The organism is Arthrobacter sp. UYCu512, from assembly GCF_040547075.1.
Lineage (GTDB): Bacteria > Actinomycetota > Actinomycetes > Actinomycetales > Micrococcaceae > Arthrobacter.
This window is the reverse complement of the sequence record NZ_JBEPPA010000006.1, coordinates 221,114-242,052: the sequence shown is the minus strand read 5'-3', so window position 1 is coordinate 242,052 and position 20,939 is coordinate 221,114. Positions and strand designations below refer to the sequence as shown.

Below are 20,939 nucleotides of genomic sequence, written 5' to 3'. Positions count from 1 at the left end.
GTTGTTGGCACCTGATCGTGCGCATACTCCCCGGCCGAAGCCGAGGAGTATCCAATGACGCCGCACGTTACTTGTGCGCCACATCACAACCAGAGTATGTCAGATAATTGGCAAATAGGTCAAAATGTCGTAGATGTCACACGTGATTCAGCCTGCATGGTTCCCGTGATGGGCTAGTATTCACAGCCCGAGGGCGCGCTTACGTTCCCGCAGCAAGGCTTCCAGCAACTCGGAGACATAAGCGCAAGCCTCGACCCGGAACTCGGCTTGGGTGAAGTCCAGGCCCACCTTCACACCGAGATCCCCCGGCAGCAGGCTGGCCAGGGCGTCCTCGTCGGTGGTGTCGTCGCCGGCGAAAATCGTGGCGGTAGCATCCGTCGCCTGGCGCAGGAAGGCGACTCCCTCTCCCTTCGAGGCATGGACCACGGACGTTTCCAGCACGCGGTTGCCGGTCTTCAGGAATACCCCGGGTTTGTCCTGCAGGACGGCGCGGGCCGCCGCGATGGCGTCCTCGGCGACGTCGTCGGCGGCAAGCCGGGTGTGCAGCACAACGCCAGCCGGTTTGTCCTCGAGCAGGGTGCCGGGGGCGGCCTCGACGATGCCTTCGAGTTCCTGCCTGATATCGGCGAGAAGCTTGCGGCGGGCGTCATCGAGTTCCAGCGGCGCAGACCCCGGTCCCAGCCAGGCCTCGGCCCCGTGGCTGCCGATCAGCAGGGTCTTCGCCGGGGGAAAGGCGACCGCGCGGAGGCTGCCCAGGGCGCGCCCGGAGACGAGGGCAGTCGTCGTCCGCGGCAGTTCGGCGAGCGCGGCAAACGCCGCCGCCGAGCGGGGGAGGGCACGGGCGTCCCCCGCTCTGTCGACGAGGGGTGCCATGGTGCCGTCAAAATCCATTGCGACGAGCAGGTGTTCGGTGCCGGCCACGCGGCGCAGTGCCGCGAGCAGGTCCGGTGAGAGCGTCAGCGGGGCTGGCCCGGGGGAGTGCTCAGCTGTCATCTCGGATGACCTTTTCTTCGAGGGCGCGCAGGAAATCTGAGGACCAGAGGTCAACGTCGTGGTCAAGGATCTGTTTGCGCATCGAGCGCATCCGGCGCGCGGCTTCCGTGGGCTGCATACGGACTGCCTTCATGATGGTCTCCTTGAGACCATCAATGTCGTGCGGATTCATCAGCAGTGCTTGTTTGAGCTGGTCCGCGGCGCCGGCAAACTCGCTGAGCACCAGGGCTCCGTCATTGTTGGTCCGGGCGGTGACGTATTCCTTGGCGACGAGGTTCATACCGTCCCGCAGGGCGGTGACGAGCATAACGTCTGCGGCCAGGTACAGCGCCACCATCTCCTCGATGGGGTAGTTGTGGTGCAGGTAGCGGACGGCGGTGTTTTGCAGGGTGTCATAGGTGCCGTTAATGTGCCCGACGGTGCCTTCGACTTCTTCGCGCAGCAGGCGGTACTGCTCCACCCGTTCCCGGCTGGGGCTGGCGACCTGGATCAGGGCGGCGTCCTCCACCGAGACCTCACCGTCCGCCAGGAGTTCCTCGTAGGCCTTGAGCCGGTGCCTGATGCCTTTGGTGTAATCGAGGCGGTCGACGCCGAGCAGGATCGTTTTCGGGTTGCCGAGGTCTTGGCGGATTTGCCGCGCGCGCTCGATGATTTCGGGATTCCGGGCGAGCTCGCTGATTTGTTTTACGTCAATCGAGATAGGGAAGGCCTGGGCGCGGGCGATGTGGGTGGTCTCGCCGTCGCTGCCCTTGACGTGGACCTGCTGCTGTTTGACGCTGGCGCCGAGGAAGCGGCGGGCGGAGCGCATAAAGTTGCCGGCGTCGCTGCTGCGTTGGAAACCGACCAGGTCGGCGCCGAGCAACCCGTCGATGATGGCACGGCGCCACGGCAGCTGGGCGAAGATCTCCGGGGGAGGGAAGGGAATGTGGTTGAAAAATCCGATCTTCAGGTCCGGACGTGCCTCGCGCAGCATCTTCGGGACGAGCTGCAGCTGATAGTCCTGGACCCAGACTGTGGCTCCGGGGTTGGCATGGTGGATGACGGCGTCGGCGAACCGGCGGTTCACCTTGCGGTAGGAGTCCCACCAGGTCCGGTGAAACTCCGGCGGGGCGATCACGTCGTGGTAGAGCGGCCAGAGGGTGGAATTAGAGAAGCCCTCGTAGAAGTACTCGATGTCTTGCGTGCTCAGCTGGACCGGAACCAGGTCGATGCCGCCGTGGCTGAAGGGCGGAACGGACTCATCCGGGGCACCATGCCAGCCGACCCACGCCCCGTCGGTCTTGGTCATCATCGGGGCCAGTGCTGTGACCAGGCCACCGGGGGAGCGGCGCCAGCCGTCCTCGCAGCCCGCCTCCTCCGGGGAGCAGCGGTCGACCGGCAGGCGGTTGGAGACCACCATAAAGTCGTATTGCGCGTCCGGATCGGTGTCGTTGGTGCCGTGCGCTGCTGCGCCGGCGGACTTCGGATCCGATTCGCCGTGTTTGCTGGCCTGCATTGGTGCCCCCTGGGATTCGCTCGCGGCTCCTGTCCACCCTAGCTGGGCGGAATCTTCTGTGCTATTCGCCCGTTGGAAAACCCGGAAGAAAGTTGAAAGCGCAACTTCTCAGACTTCTCCCCTAAAATGATGAATTGCCACCCAGCGGATAACACCGGCCGAACGACCCGAGGAACTGATGAGCCCCGCCAACGAACCCCGCCAGTCCAAATCAGAGCGAACTGCTGCGGCCCGCGAAAAGGCCCGTGAAATCCGCGAGGCACAGCTGAAGAAAGAAAAGCGCAACAAGTTGCTGATCGGCTGGGGCATCGTAGCCGCCGTCGTGGCGATCATTGTGGTGGTGGCCCTGGTGGTTACCTCGAACATTCAGAAGAATGCCCCGGTCGCGGACGAGGGGCCCACCCCCGCCAACGGCAACGTGTACGGCGGTGTCACCCTGCTGGCAAACTCCGAGGTGGTCAAATCCGACCCCGCGACCGTACGGGTGGCCGATCTCCCTTCCGCCCCCGCAACTCCGCCGGCCCAGGTGACCGCGCCCGGTGCCGAAGCAGAGGCAGGTAAACCGGTCAAAGTGGTCCTCTACATCGACTTCATCTGCCCGGTGTGCAAGGACTTTGAGGCGAAGTACAACGAAACACTCACGAGCCTTCGCAATGAGGGAAAGATCGCCGTCGAATACCGCCCGCTGGGCTTTCTCGACAGCCGGTCCACCACGAATTACTCCTCCCGCGCAGCCAATGCCGCAGCCTGCGTTGTGAACGAGTCGCCGGAGAAGTATGCGGAATTCGTTGATGCGCTCTTTGCGAAGCAGCCCGCTGAAGGCAGTGCCGGAATCTCCGACGCTGACTTGAAGAAAATGGCGACCGAGGCCGGGGCCAAGAGCATCGACGCCTGCGTCGATGCGAAGACCTACCGGCCCTGGGTCAAATACACCACCCAGCAGGCAACAGCGGTCGGCGTGACCGGTACGCCGACGGTCTTTGTGGACGGCAAGCAGTGGGGCCAGGGCGACAGCGCCAAGACCCCGTTCGATCAGTTCGTCCAGGCCGCCGTCGACGCCAAGAAGTAGGCGGCAGCAACGCCGGCACAAATTGCCAGGCCCGGTTCCGGATTCGTCCGGAACCGGGCCTGTTTTATCACCGGGCCTACGTGGGCTAACCTTATCTAGCGCCATGGCGCCTGGCCCCGCTTCGTGGCCCGGTGCCGGCCGGCGCGACGGAATGCCTCCTTAGCTCAGTTGGCCAGAGCACCGCTCTTGTAAAGCGGGGGTCGTCGGTTCGAATCCGACAGGGGGCCCGCGAAAAACCGCGCCGCTGCCGGGTCCCACCCCGTCGGCGGTGCGGTTTCTGTTTTAACCCCGGCCGCTAACCCCCAAACCCACCACAGCCAGGCAACCGGCGTCGGGCCCATCACGCGGTCCGCTGACGCGCGGCAGGGGGACATAAGGCCCTAGACCCCGGAAACCGGCCGGCGGAATCTTGGCGTATGACAGAAACGAATCCGGAATTGACGCCGGACATCAGGTCCACCCAGTTGGAGGCACTGCCGACCGCCGTGCTGCGCGAAACCGTTCCCATGAAGGAGTTGACGGCGTTCTTCGACCGCGCCTTCAGCGCCGTACTGAGTGCCGTCCAGCAGCAAAACGTCCAGCTGGCCGGACCGCCGTTCGCGATGTACCGGGGGACGCCGACCGACGTCGTCGACGTCGAGGCCGGATTTCCCGTCGCAGCACCTTTTCCCGGTGTTGCGGGCGGCGAAGTGACGGCGGGGACACTGCCCGCGGGCCATGCCCTGGAGGCGACCCACGTGGGCCCCTACGACACTCTCCCGGACACGTATGGGCTGATCACGTCAAAGATGCAGGCCGAGGGCCTCACCCCGGGAGGAGCTATGTGGGAGTCCTATCTCACCGACCCGGCCGCGGAACCCGACTCGTCCAAGTGGAAGACGCTCGTCGTCTGGCCGGTCGCCTGAGGGACAGCCGACCGCGGGCGCCGGCCTGTCAGCGCTTCTGGCGGGCCCGCGCCCTCCCCTCCGCGGAGCGATGCGACGCAAAATGTCGGATTCGCCACACTATTGTTCCACTGCGTGCATAATGTCCTAAACTGCTTCACTGAGGTGCCTGAGATGGCGCTGCGCAGCAACGAAAGTGAACCCCCAAATGGCTACCGATTACGACGCACCCCGCAAGACAGAAGAAGAAACTCCCGCTGAATCGCTGGAGGCCCTTCAGGCGTCCCGCAGCGGCGGCGCCCAGACGGCTGTCATCGATCTCGACGAGAACGACACGGCCGAAGGCATCGATCTTCCCGGCGCTGACCTGTCCGGCGAAGAGTTGACAGTTACAGTTGTCCCCGAGCAGTCGGACGAATTTACCTGCTCGTCCTGCTTCCTGGTGCGTCACCGGTCCCAGGTGGCCAAGGAAAAGAACGGTCTGAAGTTCTGCCGCGATTGCGAAGGATAGGGGACCTTCCGCCGCGAATCACCACTTCATACCAGTCACCGCCAAGCGCCGAATCCCGATGGGGGCCCGGCGCTTCGCTGTTCCCGGCGGGTATCGCCGGCGGCAGAGGGTCCACTGCGGTGCAACGCTCCTGTGACCGGGACCGGGGCAAGCTAACGGTTGGGCGCCGAAACGGCTGGGCCCTCGTTTTGGCTGCCAAAGGCTCCTATTCTGGAGTTATCTCATCTCCTGAGGGGGCGGCCGAGTGAAAACATTCCGGGTGTTGCTGTTGGCTATTGTGGTGGCGATTGGATCGGGGCTGGTAGCGCCCGGTCCGGCCTCGGCAGATCCATACTGCGGACTGGTGTGGGGATCGCTGATAAAAGCGGATCCTGCGATGAGCCAGGCGAAGGTGAACAACGTCCGCACCGGGCAGCACTACTGTTTCGACCGGCTGGTCATCGACCTCAACGGGCCAGTCGGCGGGTATACCGTGCACTACGTTCCGCAAGTGGTCCGCGACGGCTCCGGCCTCCCCGTCCCGCTGCGGGGCCAGGCGTTCCTTCAGGTCACGGTGAACGCTCCGGCGTACGACGACAGCGGCAATTCAACCTACACCCCGGCAGATCCGGCCGAGCTCAGCAACGTCAGCGGCTACCAGACGTTCAAACAGATCGCGTGGGCCGGCAGCTTCGAAGGGTATTCGAGCCTTGGCCTCGGGGTCCGGGCCCGGTTGCCGTTCCGCGTCTTCGCCCTGGCCGGACCCGACGCCGGCTCACGGCTGGTGATCGACGTCGCCCATTTCTGGTGAGGGCACTTCCGCCCGGGTCGAGTCAGAGCGAATTGAGATCCGCCCGGAGCGGGTAGTCGCGGCCGTCCAGGACCAGCTGGGTGCAGCGGCGGGTGGCCGGGTTCAACACGATCGGAGCCATAAGGTTCACTGTGGTTGCGGCGGGGGAGTGGTTCAGGACGACCAGTATCTGGGGCGCGTCCTCCTCCGCAAGCTCCAGTGCCTGGCGCGTGGCGGCCGTGACCGGCGGGTTGTAGGTGGGCACGAAGACTGCGGCGTCGGCGAGGAACAGCCGCGCAGGTGTACCGGAGGTCGCTTCCAAGGCATACAGTCCGGTTGCCCCTTCAACGCTCCGGAGGGTGAAGTCATGAGCGTCTTCAAGTCCTGGCATCGGGACCGTGAATGAGACTGGCGTGTTCAGCACGGCGGTACTCACCGGAGAAAGTCCATCAGCGTGGGCTGAAGGACCCGTGCCGTCGCGGCCAGGGCCACCTGGTAGTTGGTCTCCTGAAGTTTCAGGTCCATGATGACGCTGCCAAGGTCCAGTTTTTCTATGCCCATCTTCTGCGCGTCCAAGTTGGCCTCCAAATCCGTATTGACGTTGCCGGCACGTTCCAGCTGTGCCTGCCGTGTTCCTATCTCAGCACGTCCATCGACGATGTGAGTAAAACCCGCATCCAGGTTGCCGATCTGCAGCGACGTGGGGGCCGTTCCGCCCTTCAGCGCATCAGCGATGGACTTGACGGCCCCGAAGACCGAAGTGGAGCCGGTGCCAAAGACCGCCTCGCCGTCGGCGTCCACCCGGACAGTCTGGGTCGCGCTGAAGCGGCGTTCGACCGGGCTGAGGCCGGTGCCGTTGAAGGTGGGTGGCACGGGGCCGCTGAAGGCTTCAGGGTTATCCGAGTTCCCGGCAAAGATGTTCCGGCCCAGGTGCTTGGTGTTGGCGATCGAAACGAGTTCGCTGTTCAGGGCATCCAGCTCGTTGGCGATGGCGATCTTGCCGGACTGCGGCAGCGATCCGTTGCCGGCAAGGACGGTGAGGTCCTTGATCTTGTGCATCACGTTCGTGGCCTGTTCGAGCGCGGAATCCGCCGCGGTGAGCCAGGTGTTGCCGTCGTCGATGTTCCGGCCGTACTGGGCGTTGGCCGCGAGCAGGGACCGGGTCTCCAGCGCCTTGGCAGTAGCGGCGGGATCGTCCGAAGGACGCGAGATCTTGTTGAGTGTGGTCGCCTTTTCCTGCAGTTCGGCCAGCCTGGACTGCTGGGTCTGCAGCGTCCGCTGGGCGTTGGCGCTCATGGTCAGGTTCGTGACGCGGTTCAGCATGGGTCTACCTTCCTACCAGTCCGGTGCGGTTGATCAGGACGTCAAGGGCCTCGTCGACGGCGGTCATCACTCGGGCCGCGGCCTGATAGGCGTGCTGGTTGGTGAGCAGGCTGACGTTTTCCTCGTCCAGGCTGACGGAGGCTTGGGAGGCCCGCTCCGTGATGGCCGAGATTTGGGCGGCCGTGGTGAGCGCTTCGTGCTGCTGGGCTCCCCGGGACTGCACTCCGATGTTCGTGACGATGCCCGACCAGATCTTGTCCGGCGAGCCGTTACCAGTGCCGAGCTGCGAGATCGTGTCCGCAATGCTGGTGTCCAAGGCGCCGCCCGCAGAGGCTTTCAGCGCGATGTTGCCGATGTTGGCGGGGCCGGAAATGCTCAGTGCAGCGGGGTCAGAGCCGGTGGTCGTGAAGAAGTCGACGTTTGTGGTGCCGGCCCCAGTGACACCGGACTTGTGGACGGTGTTTACTGCCGTGGCGAGGGCGGTAGCGAAGCCGTTGTAGGACGCCGCGGCTTGGGCGATTGCCCCGCCCTTGTCTGCCGGTGCCAGTACGGAGAGGGCGCCGGCGAGTTCGCCGCCGTCGAGCGCTGCCGTGCCGCCGGGGCTGGTCCACTCAATGCGAAGCGCGTCGGTGGCGGCGCTAGCCATGGCCGTTGCGCCGGCCAGCTGCAGGGTCCGCACTGAGCTGCCCGTCACGAGGGCGTTGCCGCCGACGAGAACATCCACGGTGCCGTCGGCTTGCTCGCGGACGGTGCCGCCTGCGAGGCCGGCGATCTGGTCCGTGAGCTTGGCCCGGGCGTCGATCAGTTCGTTTGCCGATCCGCCGGCGGCAAGGGTGGAGCGGATGGTTGTGTTGTAGGAGGCAACCTGGGCGGCTGCCGCGTTGACGGCAGTCACCGCGTCCTGGGCCTGGCCGCGGACACTGCTCCATTGCGAGTCGAGGGCCTTGTATCCGGAGGAGATCTTGTCCGTCACGGAGTTGGCGGCGTTCAGCAGCAGCGCCTTGGGGCCGTCTTTGTCGGGCTGGTTGGCGGCGCCCTGCCAAGCGGACCAGAAGCCCTGCAGTGCCGTGGAGATGCCGTCTTCGCCGGGTTCCTGAAGGACGCCCTCGATGCCCTGCAGGGCGGCGGAACGGACACTGGCGTAGCCGGCCTGGGCGGCAGTGGAGCGGACTCCGCCGTCGAGGAAGCTGTTGCCGAGCCGTGCGATCGCGTCCACCGACACGCCCTGGCCGGCCTGCAGGAGGCCACCGCTGAAGAGGCCGCGAGCGGGCGCCGCGAGCGACGACTGCTCGACGCGCTGCCGGGTGTACCCCTCGGTAGCGGCGTTGGCGATGTTCTGCCCGGCCACGTTCATGCCCTGCTGGGCTGCGGTCAGTCCACGGTAGGCGGTGTTCAGGGCGCCGAAAGTGCTCAAGGTCGCTTCCTTAGAATTGCTTGTCGAAGATGCGGGAGGCGGCGGTTTCGCCGGTCTTGCCGTGCGCGTCGTAGGTGCCGGCTGCCGGACGCAGGTCAGCCAGCGACTCTTGGGTGGAGCGGACGGCGGTGCGCAGGTACTGCTCGTTGGAGTCGCGCAGTTCCTTGATTAGGGCAGTCTGGCGGGTCAACGCGGCCAGGTGCGCGGTGAGGATCTCGGCCCAGGCGCCTTCCGGGGCGGCGGCGGCCAGTTCCGCGAGGGAAGCATCGGTGGGAAGTCCCCACGTTTCGGCGACGACGGCGGCCTCGATGGTCCGCGCCAAGCTCGCCTGCGAGAGGTGCCCCAGGACCTGTTCAACTTCCTTGGTGCCGTGGGGCAGCCAGCGGGACTTGCCCGAGGTGAGCAGCAGCTGCTCTTCCTCTAGCTTGAAAGTGAGAACGTCCAAGAGCTCACGCTCCCGCCACAGCAAGGCTGAAAGTTCGTGGATTGCCATGGTCCGGACGGCTCCCTTGTCGGTGACTAATGCGGTGGTGCCGGGCATGCAGTACATAAGGAATCGGCTGCAGCCATCAGCAGGGTTCGTAGAAACTATCGGCCGGGGAGTGGGATCCGTTAGCGGGAAGAAGGCTGATTACTTTCGGAAGGGCGGGGGAAAGCCGTTCGAAAAAGAATTTCGCATTTTTGCTTACGTCGTCCTCCGAAAGGGCGATAACTACTCCTGAAGGCCCACGGATGGGCCATCGCTTACAGTCCCACTCACGGAGGAAACATCATGGGCTTTGTTATCAACAACAACCTCGCGGCAAACAACTCTTACCGCAACCTCAACTCCACCCAGAACGACCTTTCCAAGTCCTTGGAGAAGCTGTCCACCGGCCTGCGCATCAACCGCGCCGGCGATGACGCAGCAGGCCTTTCAATCTCCGAAGGCCTTAAGGCGCAGGTCACCGGCTCGGCCCAGGCAGCCCGCAACGCCCAGGACGGCATCTCCGTCATCCAGACAACTGAAGGCGCCCTGACCGAGGTTCACTCCATCCTGCAGCGTATGCGCGACCTTGCTGTCCAGGGTTCCAACGACACCAACAACACGGCAGCCCGTGACGCGATCAAGGCTGAGGGCAACTCACTCGGCCAGGAACTCGACCGCATCACGAAAGCCACCAACTTCAACGGCATCGACCTGCTCAAGGGAGCTACCGGCGCGGGCGTCACCGCGACGTCAACCCCGGGTTCCCTGGAAATCCAGGTCGGCACCGGTGGCACGACCGGTGTGGACACTATCAAGGTCAAGGTGGGCGACGTGGCAACAGCCACCGGCGCCCTGTCCGACGCTGCCGGTACCGGCGCCACCGACTTCGTGGTCGACACGGCGGCTAACGCGCAGACTACGATCGGGAAGATCGACACCGCCATCAAGGCGATCTCGGCACAGCGCGCAGACCTCGGTGCTGCTCAGAACCGTCTGGAGCACACCGTAAAGTCGCTGAACGTTGCCGGTGAGAACCTGCAGGCTGCTCAGTCCCGCATCGCCGACGTCGACATGGCTCAGGAAATGGTCAAGTTCACCAAGGCCAACATCCTGTCCCAGGCCGGCACCGCAATGCTGGCCCAGGCGAACCAGTCCAGCCAGGGCGTTCTTTCGCTCCTGCGCTAAACCGGATCCGGCAGTCCGGCAGTTCAGATAGCCTAGCTGCCACCCTGATCGGACGATGAGACACCCCCGATTACCACGCTGCGGAAGGGCCGGACGATGGCAACACCATCGTCCGGCCCTTACGTGCAACGTCCCAGCATCACAAACACCCGACGTATCAGCAGGAATTGACAGCTAAGGAGAGGCAGAGATGGGAATCTCACTCGACGGACTGGCCAGCGGGCTCGACACCACCGCCCTCATCGGCTCGATCATGCAGTCCGAAGCCCTTCCGCAGACCCTGCTCAAGAACAAGTCCTACGATCTTCAGTCGATGGTCTCCGCCCTGCAGGGGCTCAATGGCAAAGTCGCAGCCCTGGCTACCCAGGCCACCGCCGCGGCCAAGCCCGGTGCCCTGGACCTCACCAAGGCGACCACTTCCAGCGACAAAGTCGTCGCGACCACGACCGCGGCTGCCAAAGCGGGCTCCATCGATTTCCAGGTCACCAAGCTGGCCCAGACCCAGGTCACCGTAACCCCCAAAGTGAACGCCGTGACCGGCTGGCCGTACACCACGATGACGATCAACAGCGGGGGCAGCGACTATACGATCGCGCCGGCTTCCAATAACCTTGACGATGTCGTCACGGCGGTGAATGCCGCTGGCGCCGGCGTGACCGCCACGAAGGTGGCCGTTGGGGGCGGGGACTTCCGCCTCCAGTTCACCGCCACGAAGTCCGGTGAAGCCGGGGCCTTCACCATCAGCGATCCCGGTACTACCTTCACGAATGTCAAGGCCGCGCAGGACGCCGAAATCACACTCTGGCCGAACACCGCTGTGACCCAGAGCGTGAAGTCCTCGACGAACACTTTCGCCGATCTGCTGCCCGGCGTGTCCGTCACCGCCAAAGAAGTATCTGCCGCACCTGTAACGCTCACGGTGGGCCGTGACGACGCCGGCATCACCAAGCTCGCCTCCGACCTCGTGGACGGTGTGAACGGCATCTTCTCGCTGATCGCAAGCAAGACCGCCGTCAGCACCACCACGAACTCCAGCGGCACTAAGACGTCAGCCGGTGTTTTCGCCGGTGAGAGTCTGGTGCGCTCGGTGAACCAGAACATCCTTTCCGCCGCTTCGCTGCCGGTCGGCGCCCCGCCCCGGTCGCCGTCGGAAATCGGCATCAGCATCACCAAGACCGGAACGATGGAGTTCGACGCCACGAAGTTCGCTGCCGCCCTGGCGAAGGATCCCGAGGGAACAGCAGCCAAGGTACAGGAAATCGCCGGTCGCGTTGCCGCGGCGTCCACAGCAGCCTCTGATAAGTACAACGGCACCTTGACTACCAAGATCACCGGCCAGCAGTCCGAAGTCCGGGACCTGGCTGACCGGATTGGTGACTGGGATACACGGCTTGCCTCCCGCAAAGCCACGCTCCAGCGAACCTACTCGGGTCTCGAGACGGCGTTGAGCGGCATGAAGGCCCAACAATCCTGGCTCACCGCCCAGCTCTCCGGCCTGGCAGGAAGTAAGTCAGCATGACCACCACACCTTTCGGCTCCGGCTACGGCGGCGCCGCCCAGCGGAACCAGTACCTGGCTGACTCCGTCCTCTCGGCTCCGCCGGCACGCCTGCTCACCATGCTCTACGACCGGCTCCTGCTGGACCTGGGCCGTGCGGAGGCCGCGCAGCAGGGCGCGAACTGGCCTGTCGCCTCGGAAAACCTCCTGCACGCGCAGGCCATCCTAGCTGAACTTATGTCGTCCCTGAAGACCGATGCCTGGGACGGCGCCGACGGGCTGCTTGGCCTGTATAACTACTCCTTCACCGCCCTGGTGAACGCGAATATCCAGCGTAATCCGGCGCTGACGCGTGAGGCCATCGAACTTTTGGACCCCTTGCGCGAGGCCTGGCATGAGGCGGCCGCCGCTGTCCCAGGCCCTGCCCCGGTCCCCGCGGCAGCTCCCGCCGCACCTACCTCTGGACCTAACCGCGGATCCACCCCCGCGGGCGCCTGGAGCACCCAGGCCCTAACCGGCGGGGGGAGCCTTGGTTTTGGATAGTCACCCGGAAGTGGAGGGCAGCCGAGGGCGAACCGACATCCCCGACACTGAATCAACCCTGACGGACCCCGAGGAGAGTGCCCTGGCGGCCTGGAACGCGATCCTGGACGTACTGGAGCTGGCGGTGGGTGCAGCCGAGCGCACCCTGAAGGATCCCTTGGGCCCGCTGTCTGCCGCACCCGGGAGCGCGGTTGATCCCCAGCCCGAGAAGCGCTGGCATCCGCATCTTCTCCCCGGAGCGCTACCCGCTGCAGCCCGACGACGTGCCTTAGCGTTGTCGGCCGCGCAGGAACGCGTCGCCCGGCGACTCGAAGATGCCAGGCGGGATGTCGCCCAGCAACTGCAGGCGGTCTCCTCTGTTCCCGGCGTAGTGGCTGCCTCCGGTGCTGTGTACCTGGATGTAAACGGCTGAACTTCCTGTCGGGAGCATAAGACCCCGCAAAGAATATCCGCGAGTATCCACAGTGATTCATCCTGCGGAAACTCTTTTATATTTTCTCCTAACGCGCGGCTGACCAGTGCCGATAACCACTGATAGAGCACGGATCGCTCGTTTAACGGCCACGGATCGGCCTCCCACCACCCAGGCAGGATCCCCGTGCTCGAATCCGTGACCTCCGCAGCCCTGTCCAGCGCCTTGGACGGATTGGCGCTGCGCCAGCGCAGCATCGCGAACAACATCGCGAACGTCAATACGCCCAATTACCAGGCCAAGCGCGTGGCCTTCGAGGACGCCCTCGCGGCCTCGGTGCGTTCCGGCGACGGTCATGCCCAGGCCACCACGGCAGCATCCCTGGAACCCACCCAGCTGAACGGCAACAACGTCAACCTGGACACCGAAACCCTGTCCAACATCGACACGGTGCTTCGCTTCCAGTTCGCCACCCGTGCCCTCGGTTACGAGTTCACCGCCGTCCGCTCCGCCATGAGGACGAACTGATGACTTTCGACGCGATCGGAATCGCCGGTTCCGCCCTCACCGTGCACCGGAAATGGCTCGACGCCGTCTCGGACAACCTGGCCAACATGAACAATGTCTCGCGCACCTCCGGCCCGGCGTTCCAGGCTAAATACGTGGAAGCCGGGGAAGGCGCCGACCTCACCGGGGTGTACGTGAAAAGCACGCAGCTGGGCAACGGCGAGGGCAGGATCGTGTACCAGCCGGACCACCCGCTCGCGGACGCCAACGGGAACGTGAAATATCCGGATATTGACATGGCCGAACAGATGGGCGCGCTGATTATTGCCCAGCGCGGCTACCAGGCGAATGCCCAGGTTGTGGACCGCGCCCGTGAAAGCTACATGGCCGCCCTTGAGATTGGAAGATCCTGATGACCATTTCCCCGATCGCGCCCGTTCAGGGCGTCCTTCCGACAAACTTCGTGGACGGCGCCGGGGCCGCTGCCGGTACCGACGGCTCCGGCTTCGCGGCGTCCCTCACCGGCGCCGTGGACAACCTCCAGCAGCTGCAGTCGACGTCGAACCAGCTGGCCGTCTCAGCCGTGACGGGCAACCTGGATGACATCCACAACGCGACCATCGCCGCCACCCGCGCGCAGGTCACCCTTGAACTCGTCGCCGCGGTGCGAAACAAGGGTGTTGACGCGTTCAACGAGATCATGAGAATGCAAGCCTGATGCCCCCGCAAATATCTGGAATGTTCGCCCGCTTCGGCGCCGGACTCAAGGGATTCACCGCCGGACAGCGCACCATCGCAGTCATCGGAGCGGCCCTCCTCGTCGTCGCCGTTGTGGCCGTTTCCGCGTGGCTGTCCAAACCCGCGCTGACACCGCTGTTCTCCGGGCTCAAGAACACCGATGCCAGCGGCATCGTTGATCAGCTCCGTAAGGACAACGTTCCCTACGAACTCAGCGACGGCGGCGCGACCATCCTGGTCCCGCAGGACAAGGTCTACGACGAACGCCTCAAAGCCGCCGCCGCTGGCCTGCCCACGGCCGCCGCCACCGGGTACTCGCTGCTGGACAAGATGGGCGTTACGTCCTCAGAGTTCCAACAGTCCGTCACCTACAAGCGGGCCCTCGAAGGGGAACTCGCCAGCACCATTTCTGCCATGGACGGCGTAAAGACCGCCGCCGTCCGTCTCGCCATTCCGGAGAAGACGGTTTTTGTCTCCAGCGCCCCGGACACCACCGCCTCGGTCTTCATCGAAACCAAGCCGGGGGTCAGCCTTTCCGGCGACAAGGTCCAGGCGATAGTGCACCTGACCTCTGCGGCCATCGAAAACCTCAAGCCGATCAACGTCGCAGTGGTGGACTCGCAAGGCAATGTCCTCTCCGCTGTCGGCGGCGGCGCCGTCGGCTCATCCTCGAAACAGGCCACCGACTACCAGCAGCGCACCGGCGACGCCGTGCGTGCCGTCCTGGACCGCGTCGTCGGGCCGGGCAATTCCACCGTCGCGGTCGCCGCCGACGTTACCGGGGAGTCGGCGCAGCAGAAGTCCGAGACCTTCTCCAACGCTGAAGGTGCCCTGCCGCTGAGCGAGACTTCCAAGACTGAAAAGTACACCGGCACCGGCGGCGGCGCGGCCGGGGTTCTGGGACCGGACAACATCGCGGTCCCCGGCGGCACCAGCGGCAACGGAAGCTTCGATTCCACCAGCGGTACCAAAAACAACGCAGTCAACAAGGTCACCGAGGACCGTGTTATCCCGCCCGGAGCCGTCAAACGCCAGACGATCTCCGTGGCCGTCAACCAGGCAGCGGCCGGCGGGCTCAATCTCGCCTCACTCACATCCCTGGTCAACTCTGCCGCCGGGATCGATCAGCAACGCGGCGACGTCGTCACCGTTGAGGTGGTGCCGTTCAGCACCGCGGCTGCGGACGACGCTGCCCGGTCCCTGGCCGAGTCCAAGGCCGACGCTGAGGCCACCAAGCAGGCCGAATTCTTCGGCACGCTCATCAGCGCCGGTTCGATCCTCCTCGGACTCCTGGTCCTGGGCCTGATCCTGATGATCGTCCTGCGCCGCCGGCAGAAGCGCGAACCCGTGGACTTGGGCGAGCGGCTTGAGCCGCTGCCGGTCCTGCCGGCGATGCCGGTCGTGTCAGCGTTGCCGGCGGCCCCGGCAACCTCGGCGATCGAGCTCACCGCCCTCCCGCCGCTGCCGCCCTTGCCGGAACAGGTGGAAGCCGAACGGCGTCGGATGGAAATCGACAGCATGGTCTCCGCCAACCCGGAGAAGGCAGCCGACTACCTGCGCGAGCTCCTGGATGACCGGCAACCGGTATGAAAACTACAGTGACCCTTTCGGGCGCCCAGCGCGCGGCCGTTGTGCTGATGCAGATGAACCCGGCCAACGCGGCCCTGGTCATGGCAAAGCTGACGGATTCGGAAGCCGAGGAGATTGCGGCGGAAATCGTCCGGCTGCGCAAGGTGGATCCCGATGTCACCGAGCAGATCATGAAGGACTTCCACTCTTCGGCGCTGAGCGGGCCGCGTTCGGCCCGGGGCGGCCGCGAGTTGGCAGAGGGACTGCTGGAAGCGTCCTTTGGGTCCGAGAAAGCCGCCGGGCTGATCAACCGGCTGAGCGTCAACATGGCGGGGAAGTCCTTTGAGTTCCTCGAAGACATTGAACCGGTCCAGATCCTGGCCCTGATCGACGGTGAACTGCCGCAAACGATCGCCCTGGTCCTGGCACACCTGAGCCCCAAAAAGGCCTCGGCGGTGATGTCCGGGTTGCCTGGTTCGCTCCGCGCCGACGTCGCCCTCAGCATCGCAACGATGGGTTCCGGCGCACCGGAGGCAATCGGGATCGTCGCCGAGACGCTCAAACTGCGCGGCGGTGCCGCTGTCTCCCAGCAGGCCTCCAAGGTCACGGGCGGCATCCAGCCGCTGCTGGAGATCATCAACCGTACCGACGCCGGCACCGAACGTTCCGTACTCGATGGCCTGGACCTGTTGAACCCGGACCTAGCCACCGAAATCCGGGCACAAATGGTGACCTTCGAGGACATCGTCAAACTGGACCGCAAGGACGTCCAGCAGGTATTGCGCGGCATCGACTCGTCGTTGCTGGCCATCGCCATGAAGGGCGCCCCGGAAGTGGTGCTGGAAACCATTACTACCAACGTTTCCGGCCGCAACCTGGAGATCCTCGAGTCCGAAATCGCGGCCCTGGGGCCGCTGCGGGCCTCGCAGATCGAAGAAGCCCGTGCCGCCGTCGTCCGCTCCATCCGGGAACTAGAGGCCGACGGTTCCATCACGATTCAGCGTGGGGACGAGGAAGACTTTGTCTACTGACACCAGTCCCGCGCGGATTGTCTACCCGTCGCTGCGGACCACCGGTCCCGCCAACGAGCAGGCCGGATTCACCGAGGGCCACGCCGCGGGCTACGCTGCCGGGGTCCGCGCCGCAGCAAAGGAACAGCGGCGCTGGCGGGACCGAATGGCGGCGGAGCAGGCTGCTGCCCTGGCGGCGGGCCAGCAGGACCTGGACCGGGCAGTGCGCGCGTTGGCCGTGGCCAGGACGGACTTCGCACACCGCAATGTCCAGGCCCTCCAGGATGCCAATGAAGTGCTCGCCCGAACGGCCCTGGAACTGGCCGAGGCCATCCTGGGCTACGAACTCGCCGAAGGCACCCGGACGGCCCGGGCCGCCATCGAACGCGCCCTTTCCGCCAGCGACCCCGGCACCTTGGTTGCGGTGCGGCTCAACCCGGCCGACATTGACGCCCTGGACAAGGAAGGCCTGGACCTGCCCGCCGGGCTTCCGCTGCTCCGGGACGCAAGCCTGAACCGCGGCGACGCGAAAGTTGACTACGAGCATGGCTGGCTTGACGCGAGCCTCGGCACCGCCCTGGCCAGGGTCCGTACTGCCCTGCTCAGCGACGGCGACTGGGGCGACCGGACCATGGACGGACAGCCATGATGACCCAATGGCGCCCAAAAGGGGACTCTTTCACCGCCGCACTACGGGCCGCCGCTCCCCAACGGGTGGGCGTAGTGACGTCCGTGGTGGGCCTGAGCCTGGAAGTTTCCGGCCTCGACGGTGCACTGGGTGAGCTCGTGACCGTTGGGGAAAGTCCCGGTCTGGACGCCGAAGTAGTCGCCGCGATGGGCAGCACCCTCCGCTGCATGCCGCTGGGCCGGCTTGCCGGAGTCGCCGCCGGTGATCCGGTCCGGGCCAAAGCGGGCACCACCATGCTGGTCCCCACCGGGCGGGGGCTGTTTGGCCGCGTCATCGATGGCCTCGGACGGCCCATCGATGGCAAGGGTCCGCTCAAGAGCGGGCCGCGCGTGCCCATCGACAACGAGGCGCCGCTGGCCATGAAACGGGCCCGCATCGACACGCCGCTGCAGACCGGTGTCCGTGTCCTGGACACCATGACCACCCTCGGCAAGGGCCAGCGGATGGGGCTCTTCGCCGGTTCCGGCGTCGGGAAATCCTCCCTGCTCTCGATGATCGCCCGGGGGACCGACGCCGAAATCTCGGTCATCGCCCTGGTCGGCGAACGCGGCCGCGAAGTCCGCGAGTTTCTCGAGGACGACCTTGGCGCCGAGGGACTGGCACGCTCCATCGTTGTGGTTGCCACCTCGGACGAGCCGGCGCTGATGCGCATGCGCGCCGCTTTCACCGCTACCCGGATCGCGGAGTCCTTCCGGGACGAGGGCCAAAACGTGGTCCTGATGATGGATTCGTTGACCCGCGTCGCCATGGCCCAGCGCGAGATCGGCCTGTCAGCCGGCGAACCCCCAGCCACCCGCGGTTATCCGCCGTCGACTTTTTCCGTCCTTGCCCGGCTGCTGGAACGGGCCGGCACCGCCGAAACCGGCTCAATCACCGGCATCTACACCGTCCTGGTTGACGGCGACGACCACAACGAACCGATCGCCGACGCCGCCCGCTCCATCCTGGACGGGCACGTTGTCCTCGACCGGAAACTGGCCGTCACGGGCCACTTTCCCTCCGTGGACGTCCTCGGATCCATCTCGCGTGTCGCCTCGAAGGTCAACACCCGGGATCACCTCGCCGCTGCCGCGGGGCTTCGCCGTGTCCTCGCGGCCCGGAAAGCCGCCCAGGACCTGATCGATGTCGGGGCCTACCAGGCCGGCACCAACCCACTCGTTGATGCGGCACTGAACCACGAGCAGGACGTGAACGCCTTCCTGCAGCAATCAATGGAAGATTCCACCGGACACCCCGAGTCGTGGCAACGGCTCTCCTACCTCACCTCGACTCTGGGAGCAGCGGCATGAACCGTCAATTTTCGCTGGCTGGGCTCTTGCGGCTCCGCCAGATCCAGCAGGATCAAGCCGCCACCGGCCTGGCCCGGGCCAGGTCCCGTTCCAGTTCCGTGCGCGCCCGGGAAGCTGCGGCCCGCCGTGACTTGTCGATCGACGACGCGGACGTTGTCAGCTCCGCCTCGCTGCGGGCCGTCGCGGCCGCCCGGTCCTCCTCGCACAGTATGCTGGCGGAGCTGCGGGGCCTGACCACGATCGCCCAGGCAGACGAGTCCGCGGCCCGGGAGGCGTTTACCGCTGCCAGGGTCCGCTCCGTTGGCTTGGAGAAGCTTCAGGCCCGGCATCAAGCCGAAGTACTGAGCGCAGACCTGCAGGCCGAACAGTCAGCGCTGGATGAGATTGCGTCCACTGTCTTTCACCGGGACGACACCCAGGTGACCACATGAGCATGACCGAGGCGATCGGCCGGATGCAGAGCATCCAGTCCATGATCTCCGAACTCACCACCCGGCCGGTGGACTCGGCGAAGTCCACGGCGATCTCGGCCGCCGCCACGGGCTCGCCTGTCGACGGAGGAGGGGACGGTTCCTTTACCCAAGCCCTCGCCTCGGCGCTGGGCACCAGCGGAACCGGAACAGCGTCCCTGCAGGAGAGCCTCAATTCCCTGACAGGTATCAGCGGGACAACACTCAAGGGTGTCTCCGCGCCGGTTGCCACCGGAGGGGCAGCGACCGGAAACGACGTGGTTGCCGCAGCGAAAAAGTACATCGGCGTGCCGTACGTCTGGGGCGGAACCAACCCGGCCACCGGGATGGACTGCTCCGGCTTCACCCAGCGCGTCTTCAAAGACCTCGGCGTCGAGATTCCGCGGGTGGTCAGCGACCAGATGCGCCAAGGCACGCCCGTAGCGTCCCTTGCCGAGGCCAAGCCCGGCGACCTGCTGGTGAGCTTCGGCGGCAACCACATCTCCATCTACCTCGGCAATGGCAAGGCAATCGACGCCCCCGTGCCCGGGCAAACCATCCAGATCCGCGATGCCTGGGAGCAGCAGTCCAACCTCACGTCCATCCGCCGGATTGTCCCGGCAGGGGGCACATCATGACCGCATCGATGGGTCTGGGCTCTGCTGCGGGGATCAGCCGGGCCACCCAGCAAGGCGCCGGGGGCCGGGCCGGTACAACAACGTCCGGCGGCGGAGCTTTCGGTGTGCTGTTGGACAGCGCCGTTTCCTCAAACGCCCAGCCCTCAAACGCCCAGCCCTCAAACGCCCAGCCCTCAAACGTCCAGCCCGAACGTCCGACGTCCGAGACCACCGTGTCCGCGGATTCGAACTCCGCCGGCTCGCCGGGCGTCGGGGCACCGCAGGCTGTGCCCGCGCGCGCGACCGCGGCCGTGTCCACATCCGCGGCCGTGACCACATCCGCGTCCGTGACCGCACAGCTGTCCGGCGGGCAGCCGGACGACACCAAGGTCAACGACGCCACCTCCCAGGACGCGTCGCCATCGAAGGATGACGCCGCAGGAGATGTTCTGCCGGTCCCGGCCTGGTTCGGAACTGCGTTGGCTGCCCCTGCGGCGCAGTCGACAGCCGCCGCCGCGGGGCAGGCCATACCGGGGCGGATGACCCCGGAACAGGCGGCCACGGAACCGCAGCTCCGGGCCGGCGGTGCCGTGCCGGTGTCGGCTCCTGCCACCGCGGTACCTGCTGCTGCTGCGGGCGCGCCGGCCGTGGCGGCAGACGCCAATGCCGTGGCCACCGGAGCTCCGGCCGCCGTCGTCCTGCCGGCAGCCACCGTTGCACCATCCAGCCCGGCCCAAGACGCAGCTCCGGCAGCAGGACTTACTGGGGCCGCCTCGACGCCCGCAACCGCCAGCCTCCAGCCGCACCCTCCGGCGGCCAGCACAACACCCGGACTTTCTTCCGCTGCCGGAGGAACGACCTTCGCCGGTCTTGTTCCCAATGCCGGCGCGAGCGGCAGCGACGTGCGTCCGGATCGGAAGTCCGCGCTGGCGGCCACGGTGTCGGTGGAATCGGCGTCCACCGCCGGAGCCGCCGCCCTGACCGGGGGACCGGCTACTCCTACTCCTACTGCCGCCACGTCGACGTCCGCACCGCAGGCTCCCGCCACGGCTTCCCCGCAGCAGGGGCCCGCACTCCAACCCCAGTTGAGCAGGCCTCTCTTCACCCTTGCCGCGGCGGCCGCCGGTGAACATGTGATGACCCTCAAAGTGAACCCCGAAGACCTGGGCCCGCTGACCATCAGAGCCCACATCGACGCCGGCGGCGTCCGGATTGAGATGTTCTCTCCCGGTGAAGCCGGCCGGGAAGCTCTCCGCGGCGTCCTTCCCGAGCTCCGGAAGGAGCTCGCCGACGCCGGATTCGGGGCATCGCTGAACCTCTCGGATCGCAGCGGACCGGGGGACGGGGGCCGGAACGGCCGCCCGGGGCACCAGAACGACGCCGCAGCGCAGCGCTCAGCCCCGCGCCGCAACGAAGGATTTCACGAGCCCGCGCCGCGCATCCCCGGTCGGCTGGGTTCCCCCCAAACCAACATCGACATTCTTGTCTGACACGAAGGAACGCCACAG

At 65.8% G+C, this 20,939-nt stretch carries 24 protein-coding genes and 1 tRNA gene; 19 read left to right on the top strand and 6 right to left on the bottom strand.

The features are described 5' to 3' along the window. Positions 1-180 precede the first annotated feature (180 nt). Both otsB and ABIB49_RS08650 read right to left on the bottom strand, forming a co-directional pair. On the bottom strand, positions 181-993 hold the full coding sequence (gene otsB, locus ABIB49_RS08655; protein WP_226776320.1) for a trehalose-phosphatase: 813 nt from the start codon (positions 991-993) through the stop codon (positions 181-183). Next, entirely contained in the window at positions 983-2,392 is a 1,410-nt protein-coding gene (locus tag ABIB49_RS08650) for an alpha,alpha-trehalose-phosphate synthase (UDP-forming) (protein ID WP_226776453.1), read from the bottom strand. The genes otsB and ABIB49_RS08650 overlap by 11 nt, the downstream gene beginning before the upstream one ends. Before the next feature lie 274 nt (positions 2,393-2,666). Here ABIB49_RS08650 and ABIB49_RS08645 point away from each other — a divergent pair, with 274 nt between their 5' ends. From ABIB49_RS08645 to ABIB49_RS08625, 5 genes are all read left to right on the top strand, one after another. Continuing rightward, positions 2,667-3,557, top strand: coding sequence for a DsbA family protein (locus ABIB49_RS08645; RefSeq protein WP_282360655.1), 891 nt, complete (start codon positions 2,667-2,669; stop codon positions 3,555-3,557). Between the two features lie 153 nt (positions 3,558-3,710). After that, a tRNA-Thr gene (locus ABIB49_RS08640) sits at positions 3,711-3,784 on the top strand. Between the two features lie 189 nt (positions 3,785-3,973). Then, positions 3,974-4,462, top strand: coding sequence for a GyrI-like domain-containing protein (locus tag ABIB49_RS08635; protein WP_354156937.1), 489 nt, complete (start codon positions 3,974-3,976; stop codon positions 4,460-4,462). A gap of 187 nt (positions 4,463-4,649) precedes the next feature. Further along, a complete protein-coding gene (locus ABIB49_RS08630) occupies positions 4,650-4,952 on the top strand; it encodes a DUF4193 domain-containing protein (protein WP_226776323.1) in 303 nt (100 codons plus the stop codon). Between the two features lie 244 nt (positions 4,953-5,196). Further along, positions 5,197-5,742, top strand: a complete 546-nt coding sequence (locus ABIB49_RS08625) for an AMIN-like domain-containing (lipo)protein (protein WP_226776324.1) — start codon at positions 5,197-5,199, stop codon at positions 5,740-5,742. 22 nt (positions 5,743-5,764) lie between these two features. Here ABIB49_RS08625 and ABIB49_RS08620 read toward each other — a convergent pair whose 3' ends face one another. The 4 genes from ABIB49_RS08620 to ABIB49_RS08605 are packed head-to-tail and all read right to left on the bottom strand — an operon-like array spanning position 5,765 to position 8,999. Then, positions 5,765-6,145, bottom strand: coding sequence for a flagellar assembly protein FliW (locus ABIB49_RS08620; RefSeq protein WP_282365189.1), 381 nt, complete (start codon positions 6,143-6,145; stop codon positions 5,765-5,767). Positions 6,146-6,153: 8 nt separating this feature from the next. Next, entirely contained in the window at positions 6,154-7,044 is an 891-nt protein-coding gene (gene flgL, locus ABIB49_RS08615; RefSeq protein ID WP_226776326.1) for a flagellar hook-associated protein FlgL, read from the bottom strand. Between the two features lie 4 nt (positions 7,045-7,048). Continuing rightward, on the bottom strand, positions 7,049-8,458 hold the full coding sequence (gene flgK, locus ABIB49_RS08610; protein ID WP_282360658.1) for a flagellar hook-associated protein FlgK: 1,410 nt from the start codon (positions 8,456-8,458) through the stop codon (positions 7,049-7,051). Between the two features lie 10 nt (positions 8,459-8,468). Beyond that, complete coding sequence (locus tag ABIB49_RS08605; protein ID WP_309485716.1) at positions 8,469-8,999, bottom strand: flagellar protein FlgN; 531 nt, start codon at positions 8,997-8,999, stop codon at positions 8,469-8,471. Positions 9,000-9,230: 231 nt separating this feature from the next. Here ABIB49_RS08605 and ABIB49_RS08600 point away from each other — a divergent pair, with 231 nt between their 5' ends. The 14 genes from ABIB49_RS08600 to ABIB49_RS08535 all read left to right on the top strand — a co-directional run bounded on the left by ABIB49_RS08600 (position 9,231) and on the right by ABIB49_RS08535 (position 20,921). Next, on the top strand, positions 9,231-10,112 hold the full coding sequence (locus ABIB49_RS08600) for a flagellin N-terminal helical domain-containing protein (protein ID WP_226776328.1): 882 nt from the start codon (positions 9,231-9,233) through the stop codon (positions 10,110-10,112). Positions 10,113-10,302: 190 nt separating this feature from the next. Continuing rightward, positions 10,303-11,631: a flagellar filament capping protein FliD gene (gene fliD, locus ABIB49_RS08595; RefSeq protein WP_282360659.1), complete on the top strand. Its 1,329-nt coding sequence runs from the start codon at positions 10,303-10,305 to the stop codon at positions 11,629-11,631. After that, entirely contained in the window at positions 11,628-12,152 is a 525-nt protein-coding gene (locus ABIB49_RS08590; protein ID WP_354156936.1) for a flagellar export chaperone FliS, read from the top strand. Before fliD ends, ABIB49_RS08590 begins: the two co-directional genes overlap by 4 nt. Before the next feature lie 10 nt (positions 12,153-12,162). Next, a complete protein-coding gene (locus ABIB49_RS08585; protein WP_226776330.1) occupies positions 12,163-12,564 on the top strand; it encodes a hypothetical protein in 402 nt (133 codons plus the stop codon). A gap of 186 nt (positions 12,565-12,750) precedes the next feature. Then, positions 12,751-13,092, top strand: a complete 342-nt coding sequence (locus tag ABIB49_RS08580) for a flagellar basal body rod protein FlgB (RefSeq protein ID WP_226776331.1) — start codon at positions 12,751-12,753, stop codon at positions 13,090-13,092. Continuing rightward, positions 13,092-13,484: a flagellar basal body rod protein FlgC gene (locus ABIB49_RS08575; protein WP_226776332.1), complete on the top strand. Its 393-nt coding sequence runs from the start codon at positions 13,092-13,094 to the stop codon at positions 13,482-13,484. The genes ABIB49_RS08580 and ABIB49_RS08575 overlap by 1 nt, the downstream gene beginning before the upstream one ends. Then, positions 13,484-13,789: a flagellar hook-basal body complex protein FliE gene (fliE, locus tag ABIB49_RS08570; RefSeq protein ID WP_226776333.1), complete on the top strand. Its 306-nt coding sequence runs from the start codon at positions 13,484-13,486 to the stop codon at positions 13,787-13,789. Before ABIB49_RS08575 ends, fliE begins: the two co-directional genes overlap by 1 nt. Further along, the gene (gene fliF / locus ABIB49_RS08565) at positions 13,789-15,399 is read left to right on the top strand and encodes a flagellar basal-body MS-ring/collar protein FliF (RefSeq protein ID WP_282360660.1); all 1,611 of its coding nucleotides are present in this window, start codon (positions 13,789-13,791) and stop codon (positions 15,397-15,399) included. Before fliE ends, fliF begins: the two co-directional genes overlap by 1 nt. After that, positions 15,396-16,409 carry a flagellar motor switch protein FliG gene (gene fliG, locus ABIB49_RS08560; protein WP_226776335.1) on the top strand — a complete coding sequence of 338 codons (1,014 nt, stop codon included), beginning with the start codon at positions 15,396-15,398 and terminating at the stop codon, positions 16,407-16,409. Before fliF ends, fliG begins: the two co-directional genes overlap by 4 nt. Next, the gene (locus ABIB49_RS08555; protein ID WP_226776336.1) at positions 16,399-17,037 is read left to right on the top strand and encodes a FliH/SctL family protein; all 639 of its coding nucleotides are present in this window, start codon (positions 16,399-16,401) and stop codon (positions 17,035-17,037) included. Before fliG ends, ABIB49_RS08555 begins: the two co-directional genes overlap by 11 nt. After that, positions 17,034-18,365 (top strand): FliI/YscN family ATPase, encoded by a 1,332-nt coding sequence (locus ABIB49_RS08550; RefSeq protein ID WP_282360661.1) that lies wholly within the window; start codon positions 17,034-17,036, stop codon positions 18,363-18,365. Before ABIB49_RS08555 ends, ABIB49_RS08550 begins: the two co-directional genes overlap by 4 nt. Next, a complete protein-coding gene (locus ABIB49_RS08545; RefSeq protein ID WP_282360662.1) occupies positions 18,362-18,796 on the top strand; it encodes a flagellar FliJ family protein in 435 nt (144 codons plus the stop codon). Before ABIB49_RS08550 ends, ABIB49_RS08545 begins: the two co-directional genes overlap by 4 nt. Continuing rightward, complete coding sequence (locus ABIB49_RS08540) at positions 18,793-19,452, top strand: C40 family peptidase (RefSeq protein WP_282360663.1); 660 nt, start codon at positions 18,793-18,795, stop codon at positions 19,450-19,452. Before ABIB49_RS08545 ends, ABIB49_RS08540 begins: the two co-directional genes overlap by 4 nt. Then, complete coding sequence (locus ABIB49_RS08535) at positions 19,449-20,921, top strand: flagellar hook-length control protein FliK (protein WP_282360664.1); 1,473 nt, start codon at positions 19,449-19,451, stop codon at positions 20,919-20,921. The genes ABIB49_RS08540 and ABIB49_RS08535 overlap by 4 nt, the downstream gene beginning before the upstream one ends. Positions 20,922-20,939: the final 18 nt, after the last annotated feature.

What these genes read in the sequence shown, in the direction of transcription:
- ABIB49_RS08650 (WP_226776453.1), bottom strand. Translation starts at nt 2,392, where the DNA reads ATGGTGGTCTCCAACCGCCTGCCGGTCGACCGCTGCTCCCCGGAGGAG.
- ABIB49_RS08645 (WP_282360655.1), top strand. Translation starts at nt 2,667, where the DNA reads ATGAGCCCCGCCAACGAACCCCGCCAGTCCAAATCAGAGCGAACTGCT.
- fliE (WP_226776333.1), top strand. Translation starts at nt 13,484, where the DNA reads ATGACCATTTCCCCGATCGCGCCCGTTCAGGGCGTCCTTCCGACAAAC.
- fliD (WP_282360659.1), top strand. Translation starts at nt 10,303, where the DNA reads ATGGGAATCTCACTCGACGGACTGGCCAGCGGGCTCGACACCACCGCC.
- ABIB49_RS08635 (WP_354156937.1), top strand. Translation starts at nt 3,974, where the DNA reads ATGACAGAAACGAATCCGGAATTGACGCCGGACATCAGGTCCACCCAG.
- flgL (WP_226776326.1), bottom strand. Translation starts at nt 7,044, where the DNA reads ATGCTGAACCGCGTCACGAACCTGACCATGAGCGCCAACGCCCAGCGG.
- ABIB49_RS08535 (WP_282360664.1), top strand. Translation starts at nt 19,449, where the DNA reads ATGACCGCATCGATGGGTCTGGGCTCTGCTGCGGGGATCAGCCGGGCC.
- ABIB49_RS08545 (WP_282360662.1), top strand. Translation starts at nt 18,362, where the DNA reads ATGAACCGTCAATTTTCGCTGGCTGGGCTCTTGCGGCTCCGCCAGATC.
- ABIB49_RS08540 (WP_282360663.1), top strand. Translation starts at nt 18,793, where the DNA reads ATGAGCATGACCGAGGCGATCGGCCGGATGCAGAGCATCCAGTCCATG.
- otsB (WP_226776320.1), bottom strand. Translation starts at nt 993, where the DNA reads ATGACAGCTGAGCACTCCCCCGGGCCAGCCCCGCTGACGCTCTCACCG.
- ABIB49_RS08605 (WP_309485716.1), bottom strand. Translation starts at nt 8,999, where the DNA reads ATGCCCGGCACCACCGCATTAGTCACCGACAAGGGAGCCGTCCGGACC.
- ABIB49_RS08600 (WP_226776328.1), top strand. Translation starts at nt 9,231, where the DNA reads ATGGGCTTTGTTATCAACAACAACCTCGCGGCAAACAACTCTTACCGC.
- fliG (WP_226776335.1), top strand. Translation starts at nt 15,396, where the DNA reads ATGAAAACTACAGTGACCCTTTCGGGCGCCCAGCGCGCGGCCGTTGTG.
- ABIB49_RS08630 (WP_226776323.1), top strand. Translation starts at nt 4,650, where the DNA reads ATGGCTACCGATTACGACGCACCCCGCAAGACAGAAGAAGAAACTCCC.
- ABIB49_RS08590 (WP_354156936.1), top strand. Translation starts at nt 11,628, where the DNA reads ATGACCACCACACCTTTCGGCTCCGGCTACGGCGGCGCCGCCCAGCGG.
- ABIB49_RS08575 (WP_226776332.1), top strand. Translation starts at nt 13,092, where the DNA reads ATGACTTTCGACGCGATCGGAATCGCCGGTTCCGCCCTCACCGTGCAC.
- fliF (WP_282360660.1), top strand. Translation starts at nt 13,789, where the DNA reads ATGCCCCCGCAAATATCTGGAATGTTCGCCCGCTTCGGCGCCGGACTC.
- ABIB49_RS08550 (WP_282360661.1), top strand. Translation starts at nt 17,034, where the DNA reads ATGATGACCCAATGGCGCCCAAAAGGGGACTCTTTCACCGCCGCACTA.